The organism is Stenotrophomonas daejeonensis (genome assembly GCF_001431505.1).
Classification (GTDB): domain Bacteria; phylum Pseudomonadota; class Gammaproteobacteria; order Xanthomonadales; family Xanthomonadaceae; genus Stenotrophomonas; species Stenotrophomonas daejeonensis.
This window is the reverse complement of record NZ_LDJP01000064.1, coordinates 1-20,065: the sequence shown is the minus strand read 5'-3', so window position 1 is coordinate 20,065 and position 20,065 is coordinate 1. Positions and strand designations below refer to the sequence as shown.

General features: G+C 69.5%; 22 protein-coding genes. 9 read left to right on the top strand and 13 right to left on the bottom strand.

Going from position 1 to position 20,065, the window contains the following annotated elements:
• Positions 1-12: 12 nt before the first annotated feature.
• Positions 13-1,179 carry an efflux RND transporter periplasmic adaptor subunit gene (locus ABB34_RS11025; protein WP_057641376.1) on the bottom strand — a complete coding sequence of 389 codons (1,167 nt, stop codon included), beginning with the start codon at positions 1,177-1,179 and terminating at the stop codon, positions 13-15.
• Between the two features lie 221 nt (positions 1,180-1,400).
• Between ABB34_RS11025 and ABB34_RS11020 the strand changes: the two genes are divergently transcribed.
• Both ABB34_RS11020 and ABB34_RS11015 read left to right on the top strand, forming a co-directional pair.
• Positions 1,401-2,069 carry a TetR family transcriptional regulator gene (locus tag ABB34_RS11020; RefSeq protein WP_057641375.1) on the top strand — a complete coding sequence of 223 codons (669 nt, stop codon included), beginning with the start codon at positions 1,401-1,403 and terminating at the stop codon, positions 2,067-2,069.
• A gap of 101 nt (positions 2,070-2,170) precedes the next feature.
• Positions 2,171-2,581 carry a hemerythrin domain-containing protein gene (locus ABB34_RS11015; RefSeq protein WP_057641374.1) on the top strand — a complete coding sequence of 137 codons (411 nt, stop codon included), beginning with the start codon at positions 2,171-2,173 and terminating at the stop codon, positions 2,579-2,581.
• Positions 2,582-2,707: 126 nt separating this feature from the next.
• On the opposite strand, the gene hslU is transcribed toward ABB34_RS11015, so the two are convergent.
• The 10 genes from hslU to ABB34_RS10965 all read right to left on the bottom strand — a co-directional run bounded on the left by hslU (position 2,708) and on the right by ABB34_RS10965 (position 11,207).
• Positions 2,708-4,081 (bottom strand): ATP-dependent protease ATPase subunit HslU, encoded by a 1,374-nt coding sequence (gene hslU, locus ABB34_RS11010; protein ID WP_057641373.1) that lies wholly within the window; start codon positions 4,079-4,081, stop codon positions 2,708-2,710.
• A 111-nt stretch (positions 4,082-4,192) separates the two neighbouring features.
• Positions 4,193-4,744 (bottom strand): ATP-dependent protease subunit HslV, encoded by a 552-nt coding sequence (gene hslV, locus ABB34_RS11005; RefSeq protein WP_057641372.1) that lies wholly within the window; start codon positions 4,742-4,744, stop codon positions 4,193-4,195.
• A gap of 179 nt (positions 4,745-4,923) precedes the next feature.
• The gene (locus tag ABB34_RS11000) at positions 4,924-5,397 is read right to left on the bottom strand and encodes a DUF1203 domain-containing protein (protein ID WP_057641371.1); all 474 of its coding nucleotides are present in this window, start codon (positions 5,395-5,397) and stop codon (positions 4,924-4,926) included.
• A gap of 126 nt (positions 5,398-5,523) precedes the next feature.
• The gene (locus ABB34_RS10995; RefSeq protein ID WP_057641370.1) at positions 5,524-5,934 is read right to left on the bottom strand and encodes a VOC family protein; all 411 of its coding nucleotides are present in this window, start codon (positions 5,932-5,934) and stop codon (positions 5,524-5,526) included.
• A 12-nt stretch (positions 5,935-5,946) separates the two neighbouring features.
• On the bottom strand, positions 5,947-6,408 hold the full coding sequence (locus ABB34_RS10990) for a helix-turn-helix domain-containing protein (RefSeq protein WP_057641369.1): 462 nt from the start codon (positions 6,406-6,408) through the stop codon (positions 5,947-5,949).
• Positions 6,409-6,480: 72 nt separating this feature from the next.
• Positions 6,481-7,158 (bottom strand): DUF484 family protein, encoded by a 678-nt coding sequence (locus ABB34_RS10985; protein WP_057641383.1) that lies wholly within the window; start codon positions 7,156-7,158, stop codon positions 6,481-6,483.
• Positions 7,155-7,997, bottom strand: coding sequence for a diaminopimelate epimerase (dapF, locus tag ABB34_RS10980; protein ID WP_057641368.1), 843 nt, complete (start codon positions 7,995-7,997; stop codon positions 7,155-7,157). Before dapF ends, ABB34_RS10985 begins: the two co-directional genes overlap by 4 nt.
• Positions 7,990-8,202: an LPS translocon maturation chaperone LptM gene (lptM, locus tag ABB34_RS10975; RefSeq protein ID WP_057641367.1), complete on the bottom strand. Its 213-nt coding sequence runs from the start codon at positions 8,200-8,202 to the stop codon at positions 7,990-7,992. Before lptM ends, dapF begins: the two co-directional genes overlap by 8 nt.
• 292 nt (positions 8,203-8,494) lie before the next feature.
• A complete protein-coding gene (locus tag ABB34_RS10970; RefSeq protein ID WP_057641366.1) occupies positions 8,495-8,878 on the bottom strand; it encodes a YbaN family protein in 384 nt (127 codons plus the stop codon).
• Positions 8,879-9,101: 223 nt separating this feature from the next.
• Positions 9,102-11,207 carry a S9 family peptidase gene (locus ABB34_RS10965; RefSeq protein ID WP_057641365.1) on the bottom strand — a complete coding sequence of 702 codons (2,106 nt, stop codon included), beginning with the start codon at positions 11,205-11,207 and terminating at the stop codon, positions 9,102-9,104.
• A gap of 120 nt (positions 11,208-11,327) precedes the next feature.
• Here ABB34_RS10965 and ABB34_RS10960 point away from each other — a divergent pair, with 120 nt between their 5' ends.
• Positions 11,328-12,506, top strand: coding sequence for a pyridoxal phosphate-dependent aminotransferase (locus tag ABB34_RS10960; RefSeq protein WP_057641364.1), 1,179 nt, complete (start codon positions 11,328-11,330; stop codon positions 12,504-12,506).
• 237 nt (positions 12,507-12,743) lie between these two features.
• On the opposite strand, the gene ABB34_RS10955 is transcribed toward ABB34_RS10960, so the two are convergent.
• Together ABB34_RS10955 and ABB34_RS10950 are read right to left on the bottom strand one after the other, a co-directional pair.
• Positions 12,744-14,843: a prolyl oligopeptidase family serine peptidase gene (locus ABB34_RS10955; RefSeq protein WP_057641363.1), complete on the bottom strand. Its 2,100-nt coding sequence runs from the start codon at positions 14,841-14,843 to the stop codon at positions 12,744-12,746.
• A 68-nt stretch (positions 14,844-14,911) separates the two neighbouring features.
• Entirely contained in the window at positions 14,912-15,205 is a 294-nt protein-coding gene (locus ABB34_RS10950; RefSeq protein WP_057641382.1) for a hypothetical protein, read from the bottom strand.
• A 142-nt stretch (positions 15,206-15,347) separates the two neighbouring features.
• Between ABB34_RS10950 and ABB34_RS10945 the strand changes: the two genes are divergently transcribed.
• From ABB34_RS10945 to ABB34_RS10925, 6 genes are all read left to right on the top strand, one after another.
• Positions 15,348-15,956 carry a lipocalin family protein gene (locus tag ABB34_RS10945; RefSeq protein ID WP_057641362.1) on the top strand — a complete coding sequence of 203 codons (609 nt, stop codon included), beginning with the start codon at positions 15,348-15,350 and terminating at the stop codon, positions 15,954-15,956.
• A gap of 147 nt (positions 15,957-16,103) precedes the next feature.
• The gene (locus ABB34_RS15790) at positions 16,104-16,229 is read left to right on the top strand and encodes a hypothetical protein (RefSeq protein WP_275452844.1); all 126 of its coding nucleotides are present in this window, start codon (positions 16,104-16,106) and stop codon (positions 16,227-16,229) included.
• Complete coding sequence (locus ABB34_RS10940) at positions 16,226-16,609, top strand: putative zinc-binding protein (protein ID WP_057641361.1); 384 nt, start codon at positions 16,226-16,228, stop codon at positions 16,607-16,609. Before ABB34_RS15790 ends, ABB34_RS10940 begins: the two co-directional genes overlap by 4 nt.
• Positions 16,602-17,453 carry a ubiquinone anaerobic biosynthesis accessory factor UbiT gene (gene ubiT, locus ABB34_RS14940; RefSeq protein WP_083490168.1) on the top strand — a complete coding sequence of 284 codons (852 nt, stop codon included), beginning with the start codon at positions 16,602-16,604 and terminating at the stop codon, positions 17,451-17,453. Before ABB34_RS10940 ends, ubiT begins: the two co-directional genes overlap by 8 nt.
• 70 nt (positions 17,454-17,523) lie before the next feature.
• Positions 17,524-18,552 carry a quinolinate synthase NadA gene (nadA, locus tag ABB34_RS10930; protein ID WP_057641360.1) on the top strand — a complete coding sequence of 343 codons (1,029 nt, stop codon included), beginning with the start codon at positions 17,524-17,526 and terminating at the stop codon, positions 18,550-18,552.
• Positions 18,549-19,973, top strand: a complete 1,425-nt coding sequence (locus ABB34_RS10925; RefSeq protein ID WP_057641359.1) for an L-aspartate oxidase — start codon at positions 18,549-18,551, stop codon at positions 19,971-19,973. The genes nadA and ABB34_RS10925 overlap by 4 nt, the downstream gene beginning before the upstream one ends.
• The last annotated feature ends 92 nt before the right edge of the window (positions 19,974-20,065 follow it).

The following is a 20,065-nucleotide window of genomic DNA, read 5'->3' as shown; positions in this document are numbered from 1 at the left end:
GTGCGCCCCCGCTTACTGCTTGGCCGCCGGCGCGGCCGGCGTGGCGGCTTCGGCACCCTTCTCGGTGGCCTGCACCGGCATGCCGGGGCCGATCTTCTGCAGGCCCTCGACGATCACCTTGTCGCCAGCCGCCAGCCCGTCCTCCACCAGCCACTTGTCGCCGACCGTGCGGCTGACCGCGACCTGGCGCAGCGCCACCTTGCCCTCGCCGTCCACCACCATCGCGCTGGTGTTGCCGCGGGCGTCACGGGCGATGCCCTGCATCGGCACCAGCAGCCCGTCCTGGCGCACGCCGCTGCCGACCACCGCGCGCACGAACATGCCCGGCATCAGCACCTGCCCGGGGTTGTCCACGCGCACGCGCAGGCCGTAGCTGCCGGTGCCCGGGTCGACGCTGACCTCGGAGAACTCCAGCGTGCCCTTGTGGGCGAACGGGGTGCCGTCCTCCAGCAGGATGTCCACCGGCTGCTCGCCGTTGCCCTGCAGGCGGCCGGCATCCAGCTCGCGGCGCAGCTGCAGCAGTTCGGCCGAGGACTGGGTGACGTCGATGTAGATCGGGTCGAGCTGGTGGATGGTGGCCAGCGGCTCGGCCTGCCCGGCGCTGACCAGCGCGCCCTGGGTGACGCTGGACTTGCCGATGCGACCGGCGATCGGCGCGGTGATGCGCGCGTAGCCCAGGGTCACGTTGGCCGCGTCCAGCGCCGCGCGCGCGGCGCCGACGTCGGCCTCGGCCTGCTTCCACGCGGCCTGCGCGTTCTCGTCGTCCTGCATGCTGATCGCCTTGACCTTCACCAGCTCGGCGCTGCGGCGCGCGGCCAGCCGCGCGGCAGTGGCGCTGGCCTCGGCACGGGCCAGCTGCGCGCGGGCGCTGTTGGCCTGGGCGCGGTAGGCGGCGTCGTCCAGCTGGTACAGCGGCTGGCCCTGCGTGACCAGCGCGCCCTCGGTGAACAGCCGCTTGGCAACGATGCCGCTGACCTGCGGCCGCACCTCGGCCACCTGGTAGCCGGTGGCGCGGCCGACCAGCTCGCGGGTCAGGGTGACCGGCTCGGCCTTCAGGGTGACCACGGTGACCTGCCCGGGCCCGCCCTGCGGCGGGGCCTCGCCGCCCTTGCAGGCGGCAAGCACGACGGTGAGTGCAAGGGACAGCGCGACGAGGCGGCGGTTGCGGATCGAGGTCATGGTGGGGCTCGGCGGGAAGGGGAAACGCTCGCGGGACGAGGCGGCATCGTGCCATCGGCACCGTGCCGGACGCGTTACGGCCAATGGCCCGGACGGCCACCGCGCGCATGACACCACATCCTGCGGAGCAAGCGCGGAAATATACATACATGCAAGACTGTTTGTAAACAATTATGATGGCGGCCGGGTTTGATCCAGCGACTTGCACGGGTAACGCGGCAATGGCCAGAAAAACCAGAGAAGAGGCCCTCGCCACCCGCGAGGGCATCCTTGACGCGGCGCTGGCCTGCTTCCACGAGCATGGCGTGGCCGGCACCTCGCTGGCCGCCATCGGCGAGCGCGCCGGCTATACCCGCGGCGCGGTCTACTGGCACTTCAAGAACAAGACCGAGGTGCTGGAGGCGATGATCCGGCGCAAGCACCTGCCGTTCCTCGAACGGCTGCGCCGCACCGCCTCGCCCCGCCGCAGCACGCCCATCCTCGACCTGCGCTCGGTGATGCTGGTGTCGATCAACGAGCTGGCCACCGACGCGCAGCTGCGCTCGATGATGGAGATCATGCTGCGCAACGACCCTTCCGCCGAAAGCCAGGCCATCCGCCGGCTGCAGCACGAAGGCACCGCCGAGGAACTGGCGATCTTCCGCAGCGCCTTCGCCCGCGCGCGCGAACTGGGGCAGCTGCGCGACGGCGTCGACCCGGCCACGCCGGCCCGCGTGCTCCATGCCTGCCTGACCGGCGTGCTGTGCAGCGGCATGATGGAGCCGGAGCACTTCACGCTGGAACGCGAGGCGCCCGAGGCCATCGACGCGCTGTTCAGCTGGTACGTGAAGCCCGGCCTGTTCGTCCCCGGCGCACCACCTTCGCCGCTGCCGGACGACGAAGCCGGCTGAAGCCTGAAGACGGTCGCGGCGGCGCCTCAAGCATCGCCCGCGGCGGCCGATACCCGCGGGCGACCGGCATGGGCCGGGTAGTCAGCAGGCAACGGAAAACAATGGATATCCAGAGGTACGACCACGATCACCGGCAGATCCTCGGCCAGATCGAATCGCTGCGCGCACTGTCGCGTGCAGGCATACGCGAGAACGCCGAAGCCATCGGCGAGCTCATCACCAGCACCGCCAGCCAGATCAAGTTCCACCTGGCCGCCGAGGACCAGGTGCTGTACCCGTCGCTGGCGCGCTGCGGCAAGCCGGAGATCGCCGCGATGAGCGAGCGCTACCGCAAGGAGATGCAGGGGCTGGCCAAGGCCTTCGCCGGCTTCGTGCAGCAGTGGCGGGTGCCGTCGCGGCTGGCGGCCGACCCCGAGGGCTTCCGCCGCGACGCCAACACCGTGCTGCGCGCGCTGTTCGAGCGCCTGCAGCGCGAGAACGTCGAGTTGTACCCGGCCGCGCGCAGGGCCTGAGCCCCTGCCGGCAACACCATGCGGGGCATGCCCCGCATGGTGTCCCACCTGAAAAGACTCGATACGGGAGAACCCACGCGGCAAACCGTAGCTGCGGGGCTTGCCCCGCAGAGGGCATCCGCATGGTTACAGGATGTAACGACTCAGATCCGGATCCTGCACCAGCTCGCCAAGGTGCTTGTCGACGTAATCGCTGTCGATGGCGAGGGTTTCGCCACCACGATCCGGCGCTTCGTAGCTGAGCGAATCCAGCAGTCGCTCCAGCACGGTATGCAGGCGACGGGCGCCGATGTTCTCCTGCCGCTCGTTGACCTGCGCGGCGATCTCGGCCAACCGGTCCACCGCGTCGGCGGTAAAGCTCACCTTGACGCCCTCGGTCGCCAGCAATGCTTCGTACTGCTTGGTCAGCGCCGCCTTCGGTTCGGTGAGGATGCGCACGAAGTCGGCCTTGCTCAGCGCGCCCAGTTCGACGCGGATCGGAAAGCGGCCCTGCAACTCGGGAATCAAATCGCTGGGCTTGGCCAGGTGGAACGCGCCGGAGGCGATGAACAGGATGTGGTCGGTCTTGACCGTGCCGTACTTGGTGCTGACGTTGCTGCCTTCCACCAGCGGCAACAGGTCGCGCTGCACGCCTTCGCGCGAGACATCACCGCCACCGACGTTGTCGCCACGCTTGGCGACCTTGTCGATCTCGTCGATGAACACGATGCCGTGCTGCTCGCAGGCCTCGATCGCGGCGGTGCGGATATCGTCTTCGTTGACCAGCTTGCCGGCCTCTTCCTCCACCAGCAGCGGGCGCGCGGCCTTGATCGCCAGCGTGCGCTTGTTCGACTTGCCGCCGCCGAGGTTGGCGAACATCGACTTCAGCTGCTGGCCCATTTCCTCCATGCCCGGCGGGGTCATGATGTCCATGCTGACGTTGGCGGCGATTTCCAGCTCGATCTCGCGCTCGTCCAGTTCGCCGTTGCGCAGCATGCGGCGGAACTTGATGCGGGTGTCGTTGTCGGCCGCCGACGGCTCGTTGCGCGCGGCTTCCGCATCGAAGCCGATGCCGGCGCTGCGGCGCGGCAGCAGCGCATCGAGGATGCGGTCCTCGGCCTTCTCCTCGGCCTGCGTGCGCACGCGCACCTTGGCCTGCTCGCGATAGAGCTTGACCGCGGTGTCGGCCAGGTCACGGATGATCTGTTCCACGTCCTTGCCGACGTAGCCGACCTCGGTGAAGCGCGTGGCCTCGACTTTCACGAACGGCGCGTTGGCCAGCGTCGCCAGGCGCCGCGCGATCTCGGTCTTGCCGACGCCGGTGGGGCCGATCATCAGGATGTTCTTCGGCATCACCTCGTTGCGCAGTTCCTCGGGCAGCTGCATGCGTCGCCAGCGGTTGCGCAGGGCGATGGCGACCGCGCGCTTGGCGTCGTGCTGGCCGACGATGTGGCGGTCCAGCTCCTGCACGATCTCGCGCGGGGTCATGGTGGCGGAGGAGGTTTCGATCTTGTGGGTCATGGGGTTTCCCGAGGGGCAGGAACGAGTGGAGAGGAACGAGGAACGAGTAAAGGCGAGGAGCAGGAACGCCGTGGCTTCACCACTCGTTCCTCGTTCCTCTCCACTCGTTCCTCAAAGCTCCTCCACCACCACGTTGCGGTTGGTGTAGATGCAGATGCCGCCGGCGATGTTGATCGCCTCGGTCGCCACCGCCTTCGCGTCCAGTTCGGTGTGCGCCAGCAGCGCGCGCGCCGCGCTCAGTGCATAGGAGCCGCCGGAACCGATCGCGATGATGCCGTCCTCCGGCTCGATCACGTCGCCGGTGCCGCTGATGATCAGCGAGGTTTCCCGGTCAGCTACTGCCAGCAATGCTTCGAGCTTGCCGAGGCGGCGTTCGGTGCGCCAATCCTTGGCCAGTTCCACTGCGGCACGCTGCAACTGGCCGTGCTTTTCGAGCTTTGCCTCGAACAGTTCGAACAGGGTGAAGGCATCGGCGGCGGCGCCGGCGAAGCCGGCCAGCACCTGGCCGTCGCGACCGAGCCGACGCACCTTGCGCGCATTGCCCTTCATCACCGTGTGGCCGAGCGTGACCTGGCCGTCGCCGGCGATCGCCACGTGCTCGCCGCGGCGCACGCAGCAGATGGTGGTGGCGTGGAAAACATTCGGGTTCTGGCTGGGGTCCATCGGGCATCTCCGGGGTGTCCCGGAAACAATGGGGACGCCACCGAGCGGTTCAAGCGCCGCGTCCCGCACGGTGGCGCCTGGTTCAGGTCAAACCGGCGCTCCAGCGCACCCACCTTGGTGTGTTCCGCCGCATGCCCGGCATCGTCCTGCCGGCCACGGGCATGTTCCGCTTCGGCCGCTCAATCCACCCGGTCGGCGCGGCAGAAGTAACAGCCGTAGCGGGCATTGTGCAGGTGCACGTAGGCGACGCTGTGGTCATCCAACTGCGCGTGCAGCCAGCCGGCGACCTGCGTGCCGTCCATCACTTCGGCGGCGACGATGCAGTCGTCATGGTCATAGGCGCGCAGCGAGATCAGCCGCCGCGCGACATAGGGCGGCACCTCGTCGATGGCCAGCCGCGCCGGCACCGCATCGCGACGGATGAAGACCGGCCCGCTGGCGCGGTAGGGCGATGCCGCCGGCTGGTGCCAGTACGGCAACAGCAGCAATTCCTCGCCGACGGCGGCATCGCGCAGGCTGACGCGGCACGGGAAACCACGCTCGCTGTCCGCGACGCGGCGCGCCGCGCCGTGTGCGGCCAGTCCCGCAGCGTCGAGATCGAACAGCGCTTGCAGGGGTCCGGGGTCGATGCCGGAAAGCAGGAAACTGGCCATGACGCACGCGGTGGGAAGCGAACGGGTGTGCAGCATGCGGCCCGTACAGCGCATCTGCCGGCCATATCCGGACACCACTGTGGGCCGCCCGCATGCAGGTGGCCCACGGTGGATTGCGGCCCGCTTTCAGCGTCCGCGGGCCTCGATCATCTTCCAGCCGTTGCCGGAGGGATCGCGGAAACCGGCATCCACGGCGCCGTAGCGTTCCATCGGCTCCTGGGTGAATTCCACCCCGCGCGCCTTCAGTTCCTCGCAGGCGGCACGGCAGTCGTCCACGGCGAGCACCAGCGGCGGCATCGCGCCCTTGGCGACCATCTGCTGCAGGGTCCGCGCGGTGTCCGCGTCGTGCACCGGCGGCCCGGGCCGGAACAGGCCCAGCTGGAATGCCGCCTGCCCGCTGGCCTGCACGGTCAACCAGCGGTAGTCGCCATTGCGCACGTCGGTGTGCAGCTGGAAACCCAGTTTCCCGACGTAGAAATCGAGTGCCTCGTCCTGGTCGCGCACGTACAGGCCGACCACGTTCACATCACCAGTCATGGGGAACCTCCATCAAGTGGAGTCCACGGTAGCAACGGCAGTGCGGCGGCGCTTCTCCGAAACTGCGCTGTTCAAGTCCGGCCGGTGGACGGCGCGGGCGATGCACTCGGGCAACCGGTCGCGCGCCTGTGCGGCCGAGCGTTCGCGCGCGCGGACGTTGCCGGGGCTGTCGCCGGTGATGTCACGGAAAATGCGCCCGAACGTACCCAGGCTGCGCCAGCCGGTGCACAGCGCGATCTCGGTGACCGAAAGTTCGGTGTCGCGCATCAGTGCGACCGCCCGCTCGATCCGGCGGCTGAGCAGGTAGCGGTGCGGCGGCATGCCGAAGGCGGCCTTGAAGGAACGCGCGAAATGCGCCGGCGACACCGCGCTGACCCGCGCCAACCGCGCAACCGGCCACGCCTCATGGCAGGCGCCGTCCATGCGGTCCTTGGCCCGCAGCAGGCGTCGCAGCAGTTCGGGGCTCTGGTTCATGCGCGTCCTCGCGTCGCTTCCGCGGAGCCGGGCAGGCGCCCTCCGCGGCGCGCCTGCCCACGATGGTTTTCCTCAGGCGTCGCGGAAACGCCGCAATCCTGCCGCCAGCGCCTCGCCCATCATGCGCAGGAACAGGGTGCCCATACCGGGATAGAACCGGTTGGGATCGTGGCTGCCGACGGCGATCAGGCCGATGCCGGGCAGCGGCAGCAGCGCGGTGGAGGCCACTTCGCCGATGCGCTCGGCGTACAGCACCTCGTTCTTCTCCGGCTGCAGGCGGCCGCAGATCGGCTCGCCGTCCTGCAGGCAGTCGTGGAACGGCGCCAGCTTCGGATCGCCCGCGGCGATGACCTGCAACCACGGCGCCTGTTCCAGTTCCGGCACCGGCTGCAGGCTGACGATGCGCACCAGGTCACCGGCGAAGTCCTCTTCCAGCGACGCGGCCATCGCCCGCAGCGTGTCGGCGGCGCTGGTCTGGCGCATCAGCGCCAGGGTCAGCTGGTGGGTACGCACCGCCAGCCGTTCGTTGACCTGCGCGTTGGCCGCCAGCTCGGCCAGCCGCCGCGACAGCTCGCGGTTCTTGTCGCGCAGCACTTCCAGCTGGTAGCTGGCCAACGAGGCGGTGGGGCCGTCGTCGCGCGGCACCACCAGGGTCAGCGCCAGGTCGGGGAACTGCTTGAGGAACCCCGGGTGGCGGCGCAGCCACGCCGCGATTTCATGGGCGCCGATCTTTTCCAGCGAATCGTTCATGCCGTCCACTCTCCATCGAACACGAAAGCCGTCGGGCCGGACATGACGATTTCCGCACCGTCGTCCGGCCACTGGATGCGCAGGTCGCCGCCCGGCAGCGAGATCACCGCGTCGCGGCGCAGGCGGCCGCGCTGCATCAGCACCACCGCGGCGGCGCAAGCGCCGCTGCCGCAGGCCAGGGTTTCGCCGACGCCGCGCTCGAACACGCGCAGCCGCGCATGCCCCTCGTCCAGCACCTGGGCGAAGCCGACGTTCACCGATTCCGGGAACGTCGCATGTTGCTGCAACAGCGGCCCCAGCCGTTCCACCGGCGCCGCGTCGAGCAGCCCCACTTCCAGCACCGCGTGCGGGTTGCCCATCGACACCGCGCCGAAGCGCAGGCTCTCGCCCTGCAATGGCAGCGCGTATTCCTCGCGCGCATGCGGGAAGCCGGCCAGCGGGATCCGCTCCGGCGCGAACTCGGGCCTGCCCATCGCCACCGCGTAGTGGCCGCCGTCCAGCCGCTGCACCGCATGGCTGCGCAGCGGGCTGTCGATCACGAAGGCGTCGCCCTGCACGGCACCGTCGCGCACCAGCCAGGCCGCCACGCAGCGCGCGCCGTTGCCGCATTGCTGCGAGGTGGAGCCATCGGCATTCCAGATGCGGTAGGCGGCCACCGCCGCTTCGCTGCGCGGCGGCTCGATGGTCAGGATCTGGTCGCAGCCCACGCCGCGGTGGCGGTCGGCCAGCTGCGCGGCCAGTGCCGCGTCCGGCGGCGGCGTGCCATCGCGCAGGTCCAGCACGACGAAGTCGTTGCCGGCGCCATGCATCTTGGTGAAACGCAGCCGCGGCTCAACCATTGTCGTCGGCGGCGGGCTGCGCTTCCGTGTCCTGCGCCGGTTGCGCGTCGGCGGCCGGCGCGTCATGCGCCGGCACGACTTCCTGCTCTTCCACCGGCACCGGCTTCTGCGGCATCACCAGCGGCCCCTTGTTGCCGCAGGCGGTGAGGACCAGCAGCGCGCAGGCGGCTGCAACGAGCATCGGGAAGCGGGGCGTTTTGTTCATCGCCGAAGTATAGCCATTCACGGATGAAGCCCGATTTCCCCATCGGCCGAGCAATGCCCGGCGTGGGCTTCGCCGGGAAAGCCTCTGCGGGGCAAGCCCCACAGCTACGAGGATATCGGCCCGCTTGATTCTCGTGGATGCCGGGCTTGCCCGGCATGGGGCTTCACCGGGAGTGCCTCTGCGGGGCAAGCCCCGCAGCTACGAGGATATCGGCCCGCTTGATTCTTGTAGATGCCGGGCTTGCCCGGCATGGGGCTTCGCCGGGAATGCCCCTGCGGGGCGAACCCCGCAGCTACGGTACAGGCGGCGGCAGCGGCCGCATCCACAACCAGGCGCAGACACAGGCCATGCTGCCGATCGAGAACCATTTCACCCAGGCCAGCGGCACGCACCAGAGCATGATCAACGCGCACAGCGCCATCGTCGCGGTGGCCATCCACTTGGCCTTGCGGCTGACCGCGCCGTGGCGCTGCCAGTTGACGATCAGCGGGCCGAATTGCGGGTGGGCCAGCAGCCAGCGGTGCAGGCGCTCGGAGCCGTGCGAGGCGGCCCATGCCGAGATCAGCACGAACACGGTGGTCGGCAGCCCCGGCACGAAGATGCCGACGATGCCGATGCCGAGGCTGACGTAGGCCAGCAGCCACCATGCCCAGCGGAAACGTGTCGGTCGTGTCATGGAAAGTTGATGGGAAGATAAAGCCCCTCTCCCGCCGGGAGAGGGGTTGGGGTGAGGGGCAACGAAGTCCCGATGGTTCAAGCATCATGGACTACGTTCGCCCCTCATCCGCCCTTTGGGCACCTGCATTCGGCACATCCCTGTGCCTCACCCTGCGGGCGGCTTCGCCGTGCAGCTCGGCAATCCTGCCACGCTGTCTCCCAAAGGGAGAAGGAATGGCAAGTCACTTCACCCCGAGCTGGTCCAGCACGAAGGCGAACGACTCGGCCTGTTCCTTGTAACGCTGGAAGCGCCCGGACTTGCCGCCGTGGCCGGCCTCCATGTTGGTGCGGAACACGATCGGATGGGTGCCGGTGTTGACGTCGCGCAGCCTTGCCACCCACTTGGCCGGCTCCCAGTACTGCACCTGCGAATCCCACAGGCCGGTGCCGACGAACAGCGCCGGGTAGGCCTGCGCGGTGACGTTGTCGTAGGGCGAATACTTGAGCATGTAGTCGTAGTACGTCTTCTGCTCCGGGTTGCCCCACTCGTCGTATTCGTTTGTGGTCAGCGGGATGCTGGCGTCGAGCATGGTGGTGACGACATCGACGAACGGCACCTGCGCCACCATCACCCGGTAGTCGCCCGGTGCCTGGTTGGCCACCGCGCCCATCAGCAGGCCGCCGGCGCTGCCGCCCGAGGCCGCCACCCGGTCCTTCGCCGCGTAGCCCTGCGCCACCAGCGCGCGGGTGACGTCGATGAAGTCGTTGAAGGTGTTCTGCTTGTGGAGCAGCTTGCCGTCCTCGTACCAGCCGCGGCCCATTTCCTCGCCGCCGCGGATGTGGGCGATGGCGTAGACCATGCCGCGGTCGAGCAGGCTGACCACGCTCTGGTTGAAGCCGGGGTCCATCGACATGCCGTAGCTGCCGTAGGCGTACTGGTACAGCGCGGCGCTGCCGTCCTTGCTGAAGCCCTTCCTGTAGACCAGCGACACCGGCACGCGGGCGCCGTCGCGCGCGTCCACCCAGACGCGTTCGGTGACGTACTGCGAGGCGTCGTAGCCGATCACCGGCTGCTGCTTGAGCTGGCGGCGCTCGCCGGTCCTGACGTTGAGCTCGTAGGTGGTGGCCGGGGTGGTCAGCGAGGTGTAGCCATAGCGCAGCCAATCGGTATCGGGTTCGGCGTTGATCGACAGGCCCATCGAATAGGCCGGCTCGTCGGCCTTGACGAACTCGCTGCGCCCGTCGGCGAACAGCAGGCGCACGCGCTCCAGCGCCTCAGCACGTTCGGCGATGGCGGTGTAGCCGTCGAACAGCTCGAAGCCTTCCACCAGCACCTGCGGGTCGTGCGCCACCCAGTCCTGCCATTGCGTGCGCGAAGTGGCGCCTTCCGGCGCGGTGACCAGCTTGAAGTTCTTCGCGCCATCGGCGTTGGTGCGGATCACCCAGCGGCCGTCGAAGTGGTCGGCGTCGTATTCCACGTCGCGCTCGCGCGGCGCCAGCACGGTGAATTCACCCGGATTTGCCGCCGGGGTGTAGCGCAGTTCCGAGGACACCGTGCTTTCCACGCCGATGGTGATGTAGCGGTCGTCGCGGGTGCGGCCGATGCCCATGTAGAAGCTGTCGTCGTGCTCCTCGTAGACCAGCGCATCGCTGCTGGCCGGGGTACCGAGCACGTGCTTCTTCACCCGCACGGTGAGCAGGGTTTCCGGGTCGTTCTCGACGTAGAACAGGGTGCGGTTGTCGTCGGCCCAGACCACGTTCGCCGACACGCCCTCGATCACGTCGTCCAGCAGCCTGCCGGTTTCCAGGTCCTTGAAGCGGATGACGTACTGGCGGCGGCCGACGGCGTCCTCGGCCCAGGCCAGCAGGCGGTTGTCCTGGCTCACCTCCATGTCGCCGACGCTGAAGTAGCCCTTGCCCTCGGCCATCGGGTTGAGGTCGAGCAGCACGTCCTCCGGCGCCTGCATGTCGCCCTTGCGGCGGGCGTGGATCGGGTAGTCCTTGCCGGTCTCGTAGCGGGTGTAATACCAGTAGCCGCGCTCGCGGTAGGGCACGCTGGCGTCGTCCTGCTTGATGCGGCCGACGATCTCGCCGTAGAGCTTTTCCTGCAGCGGCTTGAGCGGCGCCATCAGGGCGTCGGTGTAGGCGTTCTCGGCGTCGAGGTAGGCCAGCATGGCCTTGTCCTCGCGGGTGTCGTCGCGCAGCCAGTAGTACTCGTCCTGGCGCTCGGCGCCGAACGGCGCGGTGACCGTGTGCGGGCGCTTTTCCGCGTCCGGCGGGGTGGGCTGGGAGGCAACGGCGGTGTTCATCATCAGGCTGGCAACCAACAGGCAAAGGATGGGTTTCATTCGGGCTCCTGAAGGACGGCGGCAGCGCCGTCCGGGCAACGACGGACAGTGTGCCCGAGACGGGCGGCGCGTTGTAGGAGCGCACCTTGGTGCGCTCCTGCGCAGCCGTATCATGGCGTCATGAATGCCTACAGCCGCCGCAGCCGCGAGATCGCCCCGTTCCACGTCATGTCGCTGCTGGCCCGCGCCAACGCGCTGGAGCAGGCCGGCTTCGACGTGATCCACCTGGAGATCGGCGAGCCGGACTTCACCACCGCCGCCCCCATCGTCTGCGCCGGGCAGGCCGCGCTGGCCGCCGGCCACACCCGCTACACCGCCGCGCGCGGGCTGCCGGCACTGCGCCAGGCCATCGCCGGCTTCTACCGCGACCGCTACCGGCTGGACATCGACCCCGAGCGCATCCTGGTCACGCCCGGTGGCTCGGGCGCGTTGCTGCTGGCTTCCAGCCTGCTGGTCGATCCCGGCAAGCACTGGCTGCTGGCCGACCCCGGCTATCCGTGCAACCGCCATTTCCTGCGGCTGGTGGAAGGCGCCGCGCAGCTGGTGCCGGTCGGCCCGGACAGCGGCTACCAGCTCACGCCCGCTGCCGTGGCGGCGTACTGGAACGCTGACAGCGTCGGCGCGCTGCTGGCCTCGCCGGCCAATCCCACCGGCACCACGCTCGCGCGCGCGGAACTGGCCGCGCTGTCGCAGGCGGTGCGGGCGCGCGGCGGGCACCTGGTGGTGGACGAGATCTACCACGGCCTGACCTACGGGCTGGACGCGCCCAGCGTGCTGGAGGTCGATGACGGGGCCTTCGTGCTGAACAGCTTCTCCAAGTACTTCGGCATGACCGGCTGGCGGCTGGGCTGGCTGGTGGCGCCACCGGCGGCGGTGCCGGAGTTGGAAAAGCTGGCGCAGAACCTCTACATCAGCGCGCCGTCGATGGCCCAGCACGCCGCGCTGGCCTGCTTCGAGCCGCAGACCATCGCCATCCTCGAACAGCGCCGCGGGCAGTTCCGCCAGCGCCGCGACTACCTGCTGCCGGCGCTGCGCGAACTCGGCTTCCGCATCGACGTGGAGCCGCAGGGTGCGTTCTACCTGTATTGCGACGTGGGCGCGTTCACCGACGACGCGCAGGCGTTCTGCGCGCATTTCCTCGAAACCGAGCACGTGGCGTTCACGCCGGGGCTGGACTTCGGCAATCACCGCGCCAACCAGCACGTGCGCATCGCCTATACGCAGGACGTGGCGCGGTTGCGGGAGGCGGTGGCGCGGATCGCGCGCGGGCTGGAAAGCTGGGCCAGCCGCCCCCGGTAGCGCCCGGGGCATTCGCCCACCGGACGTAGGTCGGGGCTACGCCTGACGGCTGTGGCATGCAACCGGGTAGGTCGGGGCTACGCCCCCGACGCTTCGTGCACACAGCCGTCGGGGGCGTAGCCCCGACCTACCCGGCGTGCCCTTGATGCGGGGCGATGGCGTGCCGCAGCCAATGGCTGGCACCACTGGAAACGACAACGCCGCCTTCCGGCGGCGTTGCGTCATCCGGCATGCGGCTTACTTGCCGCCCAGCTGCTCCCACAGGAAGCCGTAGGCCAGCGCCGACATGTGCGCGGCCTGCGCGTTGTTGGCCGCGCCGCCGTGGCCGCCCTCGATGTTCTCGTAGTAGGTCACGTCCTTGCCGGCGTCGATCATCTTCGCCGCCATCTTGCGGGCGTGGCCCGGGTGCACGCGGTCGTCGCGGGTGGAGGTGGTGAACAGCACCGGCGGATAGTCCTTGCCCGCGTCGAACAGGTGGTACGGCGAGAAGGTCTTGATGAACTCCCAGTCGGCCGTGTCCGGGTTGCCGTACTCGGCCATCCACGAGGCGCCGGCCAGCAGGTGGCTGTAGCGCTTCATGTCCAGCAGCGGCACCTGCACCACCACCGCGCCGAACAGCTCGGGGTACTGGGTCAGCATGTTGCCGGTGAGCAGGCCACCGTTGCTGCCGCCCTGCACGCCCAGGTGCTTGGCCGAGGTGATGTTGCGCGCGACCAGGTCCTGCGCCACCGCGGCCATGTCCTCGTAGGCCTTGTGGCGGTTCTGCTTCAGCGCGGCCTGGTGCCAGCGCGGGCCGTACTCGCCGCCGCCGCGAATGTTGGCGACCACATAGACGCCGCCCTTGTCCAGCCAGGCGCGGCCCATGCCGCCGGAATAGCCCGGGGTCAGCGAAATCTCGAAGCCGCCATAGCCGTACAGCAGGGTCGGGTTGGAGCCGTCCAGCTTCATCGCCTTGTCATGCACCACGAAGTACGGCACGCGGGTGCCGTCCTTGCTGGTGGCGAAATGCTGCTCGATCACCTTGCCGCTGGCGTCGAAGAACGCCGGCATGGTCTTGAGCACCTCCGGCTGCTGGCCGACCTCGGCCAGCGCCAGCGTGGTCGGGGTCAGGTAGTCGGTGACCGTCATCCACAGCGCGTCGCTTTCGTCCGGGTCCACCGCACCGACGCCAATCGTGCCGAACGCCGGCGCGCCGACGAACTCACTGCGCTTCCACTGCCCATCGGCATGGGTCAGCACGCTCAGGCGGTTCTTGACGTCGTCCAGCACGTTCAGCACCACGTGATTCTTCGTCCACGCCACGCCGGCCAGCGAGGTGGTGTCGGTCGGCGCGAACAGCACGTCGAACGCGCGCTTGCCGGCCATGAAGTCATCGAACTTCGTCGCCAGCAACGAGCCGGCGGCATAGGTCGTGCCGCCAACGGTCCACGGCTCGCGCAGTTCCAGGGTCAGCCACTCGCGGCGCACGCCCTTCTCGGCCGAGTTCGGCGCATCGACCTTGGTCAGCTTGCCGTCCGCACCGATCAGGAACAGCTCGTTGTTGTAGAAGGCGATGGTGCGGCTGACGAAGTCGCGCTCGAAGCCGGGGGTGTCGTCGTGCATCGCCGCGATGTACATGTCCTCCGGCGTGCCTTCGTACACCGGGGTGGCCGCCGCCATCGGCGTACCACGCTTCCAGCGCTTGACCACGCGCGGGTAGCCGGAGGTGGTCATCGAGCCGTCGCCGAAATCGGTATAGACGAACACGTTGTCCTGGTCGATCCAGCCCAGCCCGCCCTTGGCCTCGGGGCGGAAGAAGCCGCCCTCGATCCACGTCTTCCTCGACAGGTCGAACTCGCGGGTGACGTCGGCATCGGCGCCGCCGCGCGACAGCGCGATCAGGCAGCGGGTGTATTCCGGGCGCAGGCAGTTGGCGCCGTGCCACACCCAGTTCTCGCCCTCGGCCTTGTTCAGCGCGTCCAGGTCGAGCACGGTTTCCCACAGCGGCTCGGCCTTGCGGTATTCCACCAGCGTGGTGCGGCGCCAGACGCCGCGCTCGTGCTGCTTGTCCTTCCAGAAGTTGTAGTAGTAGTCGCCGATCTTCTGCACGCCCGGGATCTTGGCGTCCGAATCCAGCACCTCGCGGATGCCAGCCTCCATCTGCCTGAACTGCGCGCTCTGCGCCAGCCGCGCTTCGGCCTTGGCGTTCTGTTCCTTCACCCACGCCAGCGGCTTGTCGCCGGTGACGTCCTCCAGCCAGGCATAGGGGTCCTGCGCCTCGTCAGCGGCCATGACGGCCCCGGACAAGCCAGCGGAAATCAGGCCCGCGGCGAGGCAGGCGGTAGTGAATCGGGACATGGCGGCTCCATACGGTCACAGGCCGCGCACGCTAGCACAGGCCGGGGCCGTGCTTCCCCTGTCGAAGGTCAGGCCGCCTGCTGCCAGCGTGCCCGCAGCGGGCGGCGGGCGCGTCGCGCCTGCGGGCCACGGCGGCGCACGGCCGGTCGTTTGCGCCACGCCGCCGGCAGGCGGAAGCGGTACAGCGCCCACCACGCGCTCAGCGGCATGCCCACCAGCCACAGCGGCAGCCAGCCCAGCCACGCGCTGCTGCCGCGCAGGGCCGGCCACACCAGCACCAGTGCGATGCCGGCCAAGGCCAGTTGCCTGACGCAGCGCAGCACGCGCGGATCGGGGGTTTCGACGGCACTGCGGCGGGACAATTCAGCCATGACACGCTCCGGTAACGGGTTCGGCCCCATGCTGCCGGCGCCACATCTCACAGGCTGCGACCAGCCGTTGACGTTTCCATCGCCGCCCACCGAACATGCTGGCACCACCACCGCCACGGCGCTCCGCCCCGCAATGCAATCGATCACCGCGTTCCTGCCCGCCCTGCTGTTGAGCCTGACCCTGCCGCTGGCGCCGGCCCACGCGCAGGAAGCGCCCCCGGCAACACCGCAGGCGCAGGCGCAGGAGGGCATCGCCGAGGGCCCCATCGACCTGCAACGCTTCATGGGCCGCTGGTACGTGATCGGCCGGGTGCCCAACTTCGTCGAGCGCGGCCACGTCGCCAGCACCAACACCTACAGCCTGCGCGGCGAGGACAAGGTCGCCATCCGCTACCAGTACCGCGAGGGCTTCGGCGAGCAGGAAGAAGAGCTGCAGCTGCGCGCCTCGGTGGACGAGGACAGCGGCAACCGCCGCTGGCGCACCTGGTTCTACAGGATCGTGCCGACCCGCACCCGCATCCTGGAAGTGGCGCCGGACTACTCATGGGCGCTGATTGGTTACCCCGGCCGCGAGATGGCGTGGATCTTCGCGCGCGAGCCGGACATGGACGCCGCCCTGTACCGGCAGCTGGCATTGCGGCTGCGCGACCGCTACGAGGTCAACACCGACAAGCTCAAGCGCGTGCCGCAGCACCCCGGGCAGGTCGGCAAGCTCGGCTTCGAGGTTCCCAACCGCAACTGAGCCGCCCCGTCCCGCCGAATCGGGCGGGTTTGACCTGCGTCAATCGCCGCCCGCCGACGGCGGCCTAGCATGGGTGCCCTTCGACAGGGACAACGCCATGACGAACGACCTTGCCCGTCCTGCCGCTCCCCGGCTGGTGCGGCGGCGATGAACGCGCGGCGACAGCGTGCGGCACCGGTCCCCCGGCATCGTGCCATCGACTGGCTCGATGGCGTCGGCCTGCCGCTGGCCGTCGCCCGCCACCGTCCCCGTTGCCCGCAGGTGGTGGCGTGAGCCGCTCCCTGCCGCTGGTGTATTCGTGCTCGGGCTGTTCCAGCGCGGCACAGATGGCCAACCATCTCGCCTTGCAGCTGGACCGGGCCGGCGAGGCCGAGATGTCCTGCATCGCCGGCGTCGGCGGTGGCGTCACCGGACTGGTGCGCACCGCGCGGAGCCAGCGCCCCATCCTCGCGCTGGACGGCTGCGTGCTGCGCTGCGTTTCCGCCTGCCTGGCGAACGCGGGCGTGGTCGCCGACACCCACCTGGTGCTGTCCGACTACGGGGTGAAAAAGCGCAGGCACGCCGACTTCGATGCCGCCGAGGCCGAGGCGGTCTACACCGCGCAGGTACTGCCCGCGGCGCGGGTGCTCAACAAGGGAAACACGCATGGCTGAGCATGCACCCGGGCTGGCGCCGGTACGGCTGGCCATCGACGGCGTGGACGACGGGCTGGTGCTGCTGCTGGCCACGCGCAAGCGGCTGGCGCGGCTGGCCGGGCGCATCAAGGCCCGCGCCGGGGCGCAGGGGCGCGATGGCGCGCGCGAGCAGCGCGTGCGGCGCCGTGCCGAAGCCCTGGCCTCGGCGCTGGGGCTGGCACCGGAAACCGCCAGCGGCGTGCTGGCGCTGGCCATCGGCGATGCCTGCCGCGTGCAAGGGCTGGAACCTGATCTGGATCAAGGAGCAAGCGCAGGCAATGACCGCATGATCGCACCCACCATGCACACCACCTCTCCCTCCGCGCCGACACTGGCGCACGCCCTGCTGCGGCGGCTGCCGCCGCCCCGCCGCATCGCCCCGCTGCTGCGCGCGCTTCCGCCCCCGGCGCAGAAGCGCCTGCTGGAGCGGGCGATGGCGAAGGTGCTGGCCGGGCCGATGGCCGACGGCACGCTCGACTTCATGGCCGGCCGCCGGCTGGGCATCGAGGTCGACGACCTCGGGCTGCGCTGGGTGGTGGAGTTGCAGGACCAGCGCCTGCTGGTGGTCGACGCCGACGCCGAGGCCACCGTGCGTGGCAGCGCCACCGACCTGCTGTTGCTGGCCGGGCGGCTGGAGGATGCCGACACCCTGTTCTTCCAGCGCCGGCTGGTGCTCACCGGCGACGTCGAGTTGGGGCTGACCGCGCGCAACCTGCTGGAGCGGCTGCCGTGGGAAACCGTGCCGCTGGGCCTGCGCATCGCGCTCAACCGCGGCGCGCGCTTCGCCCGTGCGGCACGCAGCGCGCACCAGGCCGAAACCTGAGCGCCGCGTTGCTTCCTTCCTGCCCGCGCCGGCAGCGCGCGGGCCTTGCCCGTCCCTGCTCCGAGACCGCATGAACGCCTCCACCACGCCGTCCTGGCATCCCGAACTCGAAGTGCGCCACGCGCCGCTGGTCGAAACCCTGGAACGGCTGATCCCGTGCATGGAGGTGCCGCTGCACCTGCCGTGGATCGACGCCATCGGCGAACTCAAGCGCCAGCGCGGCGCGGTGATCATGGCGCACAGCTACCAGTCGCCGGAGATCTTCCACGGCGTGGCCGACGTCACCGGCGACTCGCTGGCCCTGGCGCAGGCGGCGGCCGACTGCGACAGCGAGCTGATCGTGCTGTGCGGCGTCCACTTCATGGCCGAGAGCGCCAAGATCCTCGCCCCGCACAAGACCGTGCTGATCCCCGACCCGGAAGCCGGCTGCTCGCTGGCCTCTTCGATCACCGCCGCCGACGTGCGCACGCTGCGTGCGCAGCACCCTGGCATTCCGGTGGTCAGCTACGTCAACACCAGCGCCGCGGTGAAGGCCGAATCCGACGCCTGCTGCACCTCGGCCAACGCTCCGCAGGTGGTGGAAGCCATCGCCGCCGAATTCGGTGTGGACAAGGTGATCTTCCTGCCCGACCGCTACCTCGGCGCCTGGGTAGCGCAGCAGACCGGCATCGAACTGGTGCTGTGGAACGGCCAGTGCGAGGTGCACGAGAAGTTCACCGCGATGGAAGCGCGGCATACCCGCGAGCGCTTCGACGCGAAGATCGTGGCGCACCCGGAATGCCCGCCGGAGGTGCTGGCCGAGGCCGATTTCGTCGGCTCCACCAGCGCGATGGGGCGCTGGCTGGCGCAGGAAAAACCGACGCGGGTGGCGATGATCACCGAGTGCTCGATGGCCGACAACCTGCGCAACCAATTCCCACAGGTGGAGTTCATCAAGCCCTGCAACCTGTGCCCGCACATGAAGCGGATCACCCTGCCGAACATCCATGCCTGCCTGCGCGAGCTGCGCCACGAGGTGACGGTACCGGCCGACGTGGCCCTGCGCGCACGCAGGGCGCTGCAACGCATGCTGGCGGTAGGCCGCCGCGACACGGTGTGAGCGCGCCCCTCATCATCGTCGGTGGCGGCATCGCCGGATTGGCGACGGCGCTGGCCGCCGCGCCCGCACCGGTGCTGCTGCTCAACCGCGCGCGCAGCGGCGCCGGCGCGGCCAGCGGGATGGCGCAGGGCGGCATCGCCGCGCCCATCGGCGGCGGCGACACGCCGCAGGCGCATGCGCGCGATACCTGCGAGGCCGGCAGCCACCACAACGACCGCGAAATGGTCGACCTGCTGACCGGCGATGCCGTCGCCGCCATCGACTGGCTGCAACGGCACGACGTGGTGTTCGACCGCAACGGCGACGGCACACTGCAACTGGGCCGCGAAGGTGGCCACGACCGCCCGCGCATCGTCCATGCCGGCGGCGACGCCACTGGCGCGAAGGTGATGGAAGCACTGGTTGCGGCGACGCGCCGTGCGCCGCACATCCGGCGCCGCGCGGACGTGGACGTCGATGGCCTGCTGCTGCGCGGCGGCCGCACCTGCGGCGTGCATGCGCTCGATGCCGATGGCAATGCCGAACAGATCCACGGGCGCGCGGTGGTGCTGGCCACCGGCGGCATCGGCGGATTGTTCGCGCGCACCAGCAACCCGGCCGATGCAGACGGCAACGGCTTGGCGCTGGCCCTGGCCGCAGGCGCGGCCCTGCGCGACATCGAGTTCGTGCAGTTCCATCCCACCGCGCTCGCCCTGCCCGGCCTGCACAGCCTGCCGCTGGTGACCGAGGCATTGCGCGGCGCGGGTGCGCGGCTGCTCGATGCGGAAGGCAAACCGTTGATGGCCGGCGTGCATCCGCTGGCCGACCTTGCACCGCGCGACGTGGTCGCGCGCCAGGTCTGGCAGGCCTGCCGCGACGGCGGCACATGGCTGGACGCGCGCGGGATCGGCACGGCGTTTCCCGCGCGTTTCCCCACCGTGTTCGGTGCCTGCATGCAGCACGGCATCGACCCGCGCCTGCAGCCGATCCCGGTCACCCCGGCCGCACATTTCCACATGGGCGGCATCGCCGTAGATGCCGATGGCCGCAGTTCGCTGCCAGGCCTGCACGCGGTGGGCGAAGTGGCCTGCAACGGTGTGCATGGTGCAAACCGCTTGGCCAGCAATTCGCTGCTGGAAGGTGTGGTGTTCGGGCGGCGACTGGGTGCGCGGCTGGGTGACCTTCCCGATACCGGCCACGCGCATGGCGAATGCACTTTGGTGCGGCGCGAACCCTCGCTGGATGCACCGCGGCTCGCCGGCCTGCGCGAATTGATGATGCGGGCGATGGGACCAGTGCGCAGTGGCGGGGAGTTGCGAGCGGCGCTGCAGGAACGCAGTGCATTGGCAGCAGATGGCTGGCAGGCCACATTGGCGCAGGCAATGGTGGAAGCGGCGCTGCACCGCACGCGAAGTCTTGGCGCGCACTTCCGGATCGATTGAGAGAAAAGCAGCGGAGCACCGGATTGCTCTGCTTCTTCAGAGCCCCTCTCCCATCGGGGCGAGAAGGCACGGCCTGCGCGCCACTGGCGCGC

What these genes read in the sequence shown, in the direction of transcription:
- ABB34_RS11025 (WP_057641376.1), bottom strand. Translation starts at nt 1,179, where the DNA reads ATGACCTCGATCCGCAACCGCCGCCTCGTCGCGCTGTCCCTTGCACTC.
- ABB34_RS11020 (WP_057641375.1), top strand. Translation starts at nt 1,401, where the DNA reads ATGGCCAGAAAAACCAGAGAAGAGGCCCTCGCCACCCGCGAGGGCATC.
- ABB34_RS11015 (WP_057641374.1), top strand. Translation starts at nt 2,171, where the DNA reads ATGGATATCCAGAGGTACGACCACGATCACCGGCAGATCCTCGGCCAG.
- hslU (WP_057641373.1), bottom strand. Translation starts at nt 4,081, where the DNA reads ATGACCCACAAGATCGAAACCTCCTCCGCCACCATGACCCCGCGCGAG.
- hslV (WP_057641372.1), bottom strand. Translation starts at nt 4,744, where the DNA reads ATGGACCCCAGCCAGAACCCGAATGTTTTCCACGCCACCACCATCTGC.
- ABB34_RS11000 (WP_057641371.1), bottom strand. Translation starts at nt 5,397, where the DNA reads ATGGCCAGTTTCCTGCTTTCCGGCATCGACCCCGGACCCCTGCAAGCG.
- ABB34_RS10995 (WP_057641370.1), bottom strand. Translation starts at nt 5,934, where the DNA reads ATGACTGGTGATGTGAACGTGGTCGGCCTGTACGTGCGCGACCAGGAC.
- ABB34_RS10990 (WP_057641369.1), bottom strand. Translation starts at nt 6,408, where the DNA reads ATGAACCAGAGCCCCGAACTGCTGCGACGCCTGCTGCGGGCCAAGGAC.
- ABB34_RS10985 (WP_057641383.1), bottom strand. Translation starts at nt 7,158, where the DNA reads ATGAACGATTCGCTGGAAAAGATCGGCGCCCATGAAATCGCGGCGTGG.
- dapF (WP_057641368.1), bottom strand. Translation starts at nt 7,997, where the DNA reads ATGGTTGAGCCGCGGCTGCGTTTCACCAAGATGCATGGCGCCGGCAAC.
- lptM (WP_057641367.1), bottom strand. Translation starts at nt 8,202, where the DNA reads ATGAACAAAACGCCCCGCTTCCCGATGCTCGTTGCAGCCGCCTGCGCG.
- ABB34_RS10970 (WP_057641366.1), bottom strand. Translation starts at nt 8,878, where the DNA reads ATGACACGACCGACACGTTTCCGCTGGGCATGGTGGCTGCTGGCCTAC.
- ABB34_RS10965 (WP_057641365.1), bottom strand. Translation starts at nt 11,207, where the DNA reads ATGAAACCCATCCTTTGCCTGTTGGTTGCCAGCCTGATGATGAACACC.
- ABB34_RS10960 (WP_057641364.1), top strand. Translation starts at nt 11,328, where the DNA reads ATGAATGCCTACAGCCGCCGCAGCCGCGAGATCGCCCCGTTCCACGTC.
- ABB34_RS10955 (WP_057641363.1), bottom strand. Translation starts at nt 14,843, where the DNA reads ATGTCCCGATTCACTACCGCCTGCCTCGCCGCGGGCCTGATTTCCGCT.
- ABB34_RS10945 (WP_057641362.1), top strand. Translation starts at nt 15,348, where the DNA reads ATGCAATCGATCACCGCGTTCCTGCCCGCCCTGCTGTTGAGCCTGACC.
- ABB34_RS15790 (WP_275452844.1), top strand. Translation starts at nt 16,104, where the DNA reads ATGAACGCGCGGCGACAGCGTGCGGCACCGGTCCCCCGGCATCGTGCC.
- ubiT (WP_083490168.1), top strand. Translation starts at nt 16,602, where the DNA reads ATGGCTGAGCATGCACCCGGGCTGGCGCCGGTACGGCTGGCCATCGAC.
- nadA (WP_057641360.1), top strand. Translation starts at nt 17,524, where the DNA reads ATGAACGCCTCCACCACGCCGTCCTGGCATCCCGAACTCGAAGTGCGC.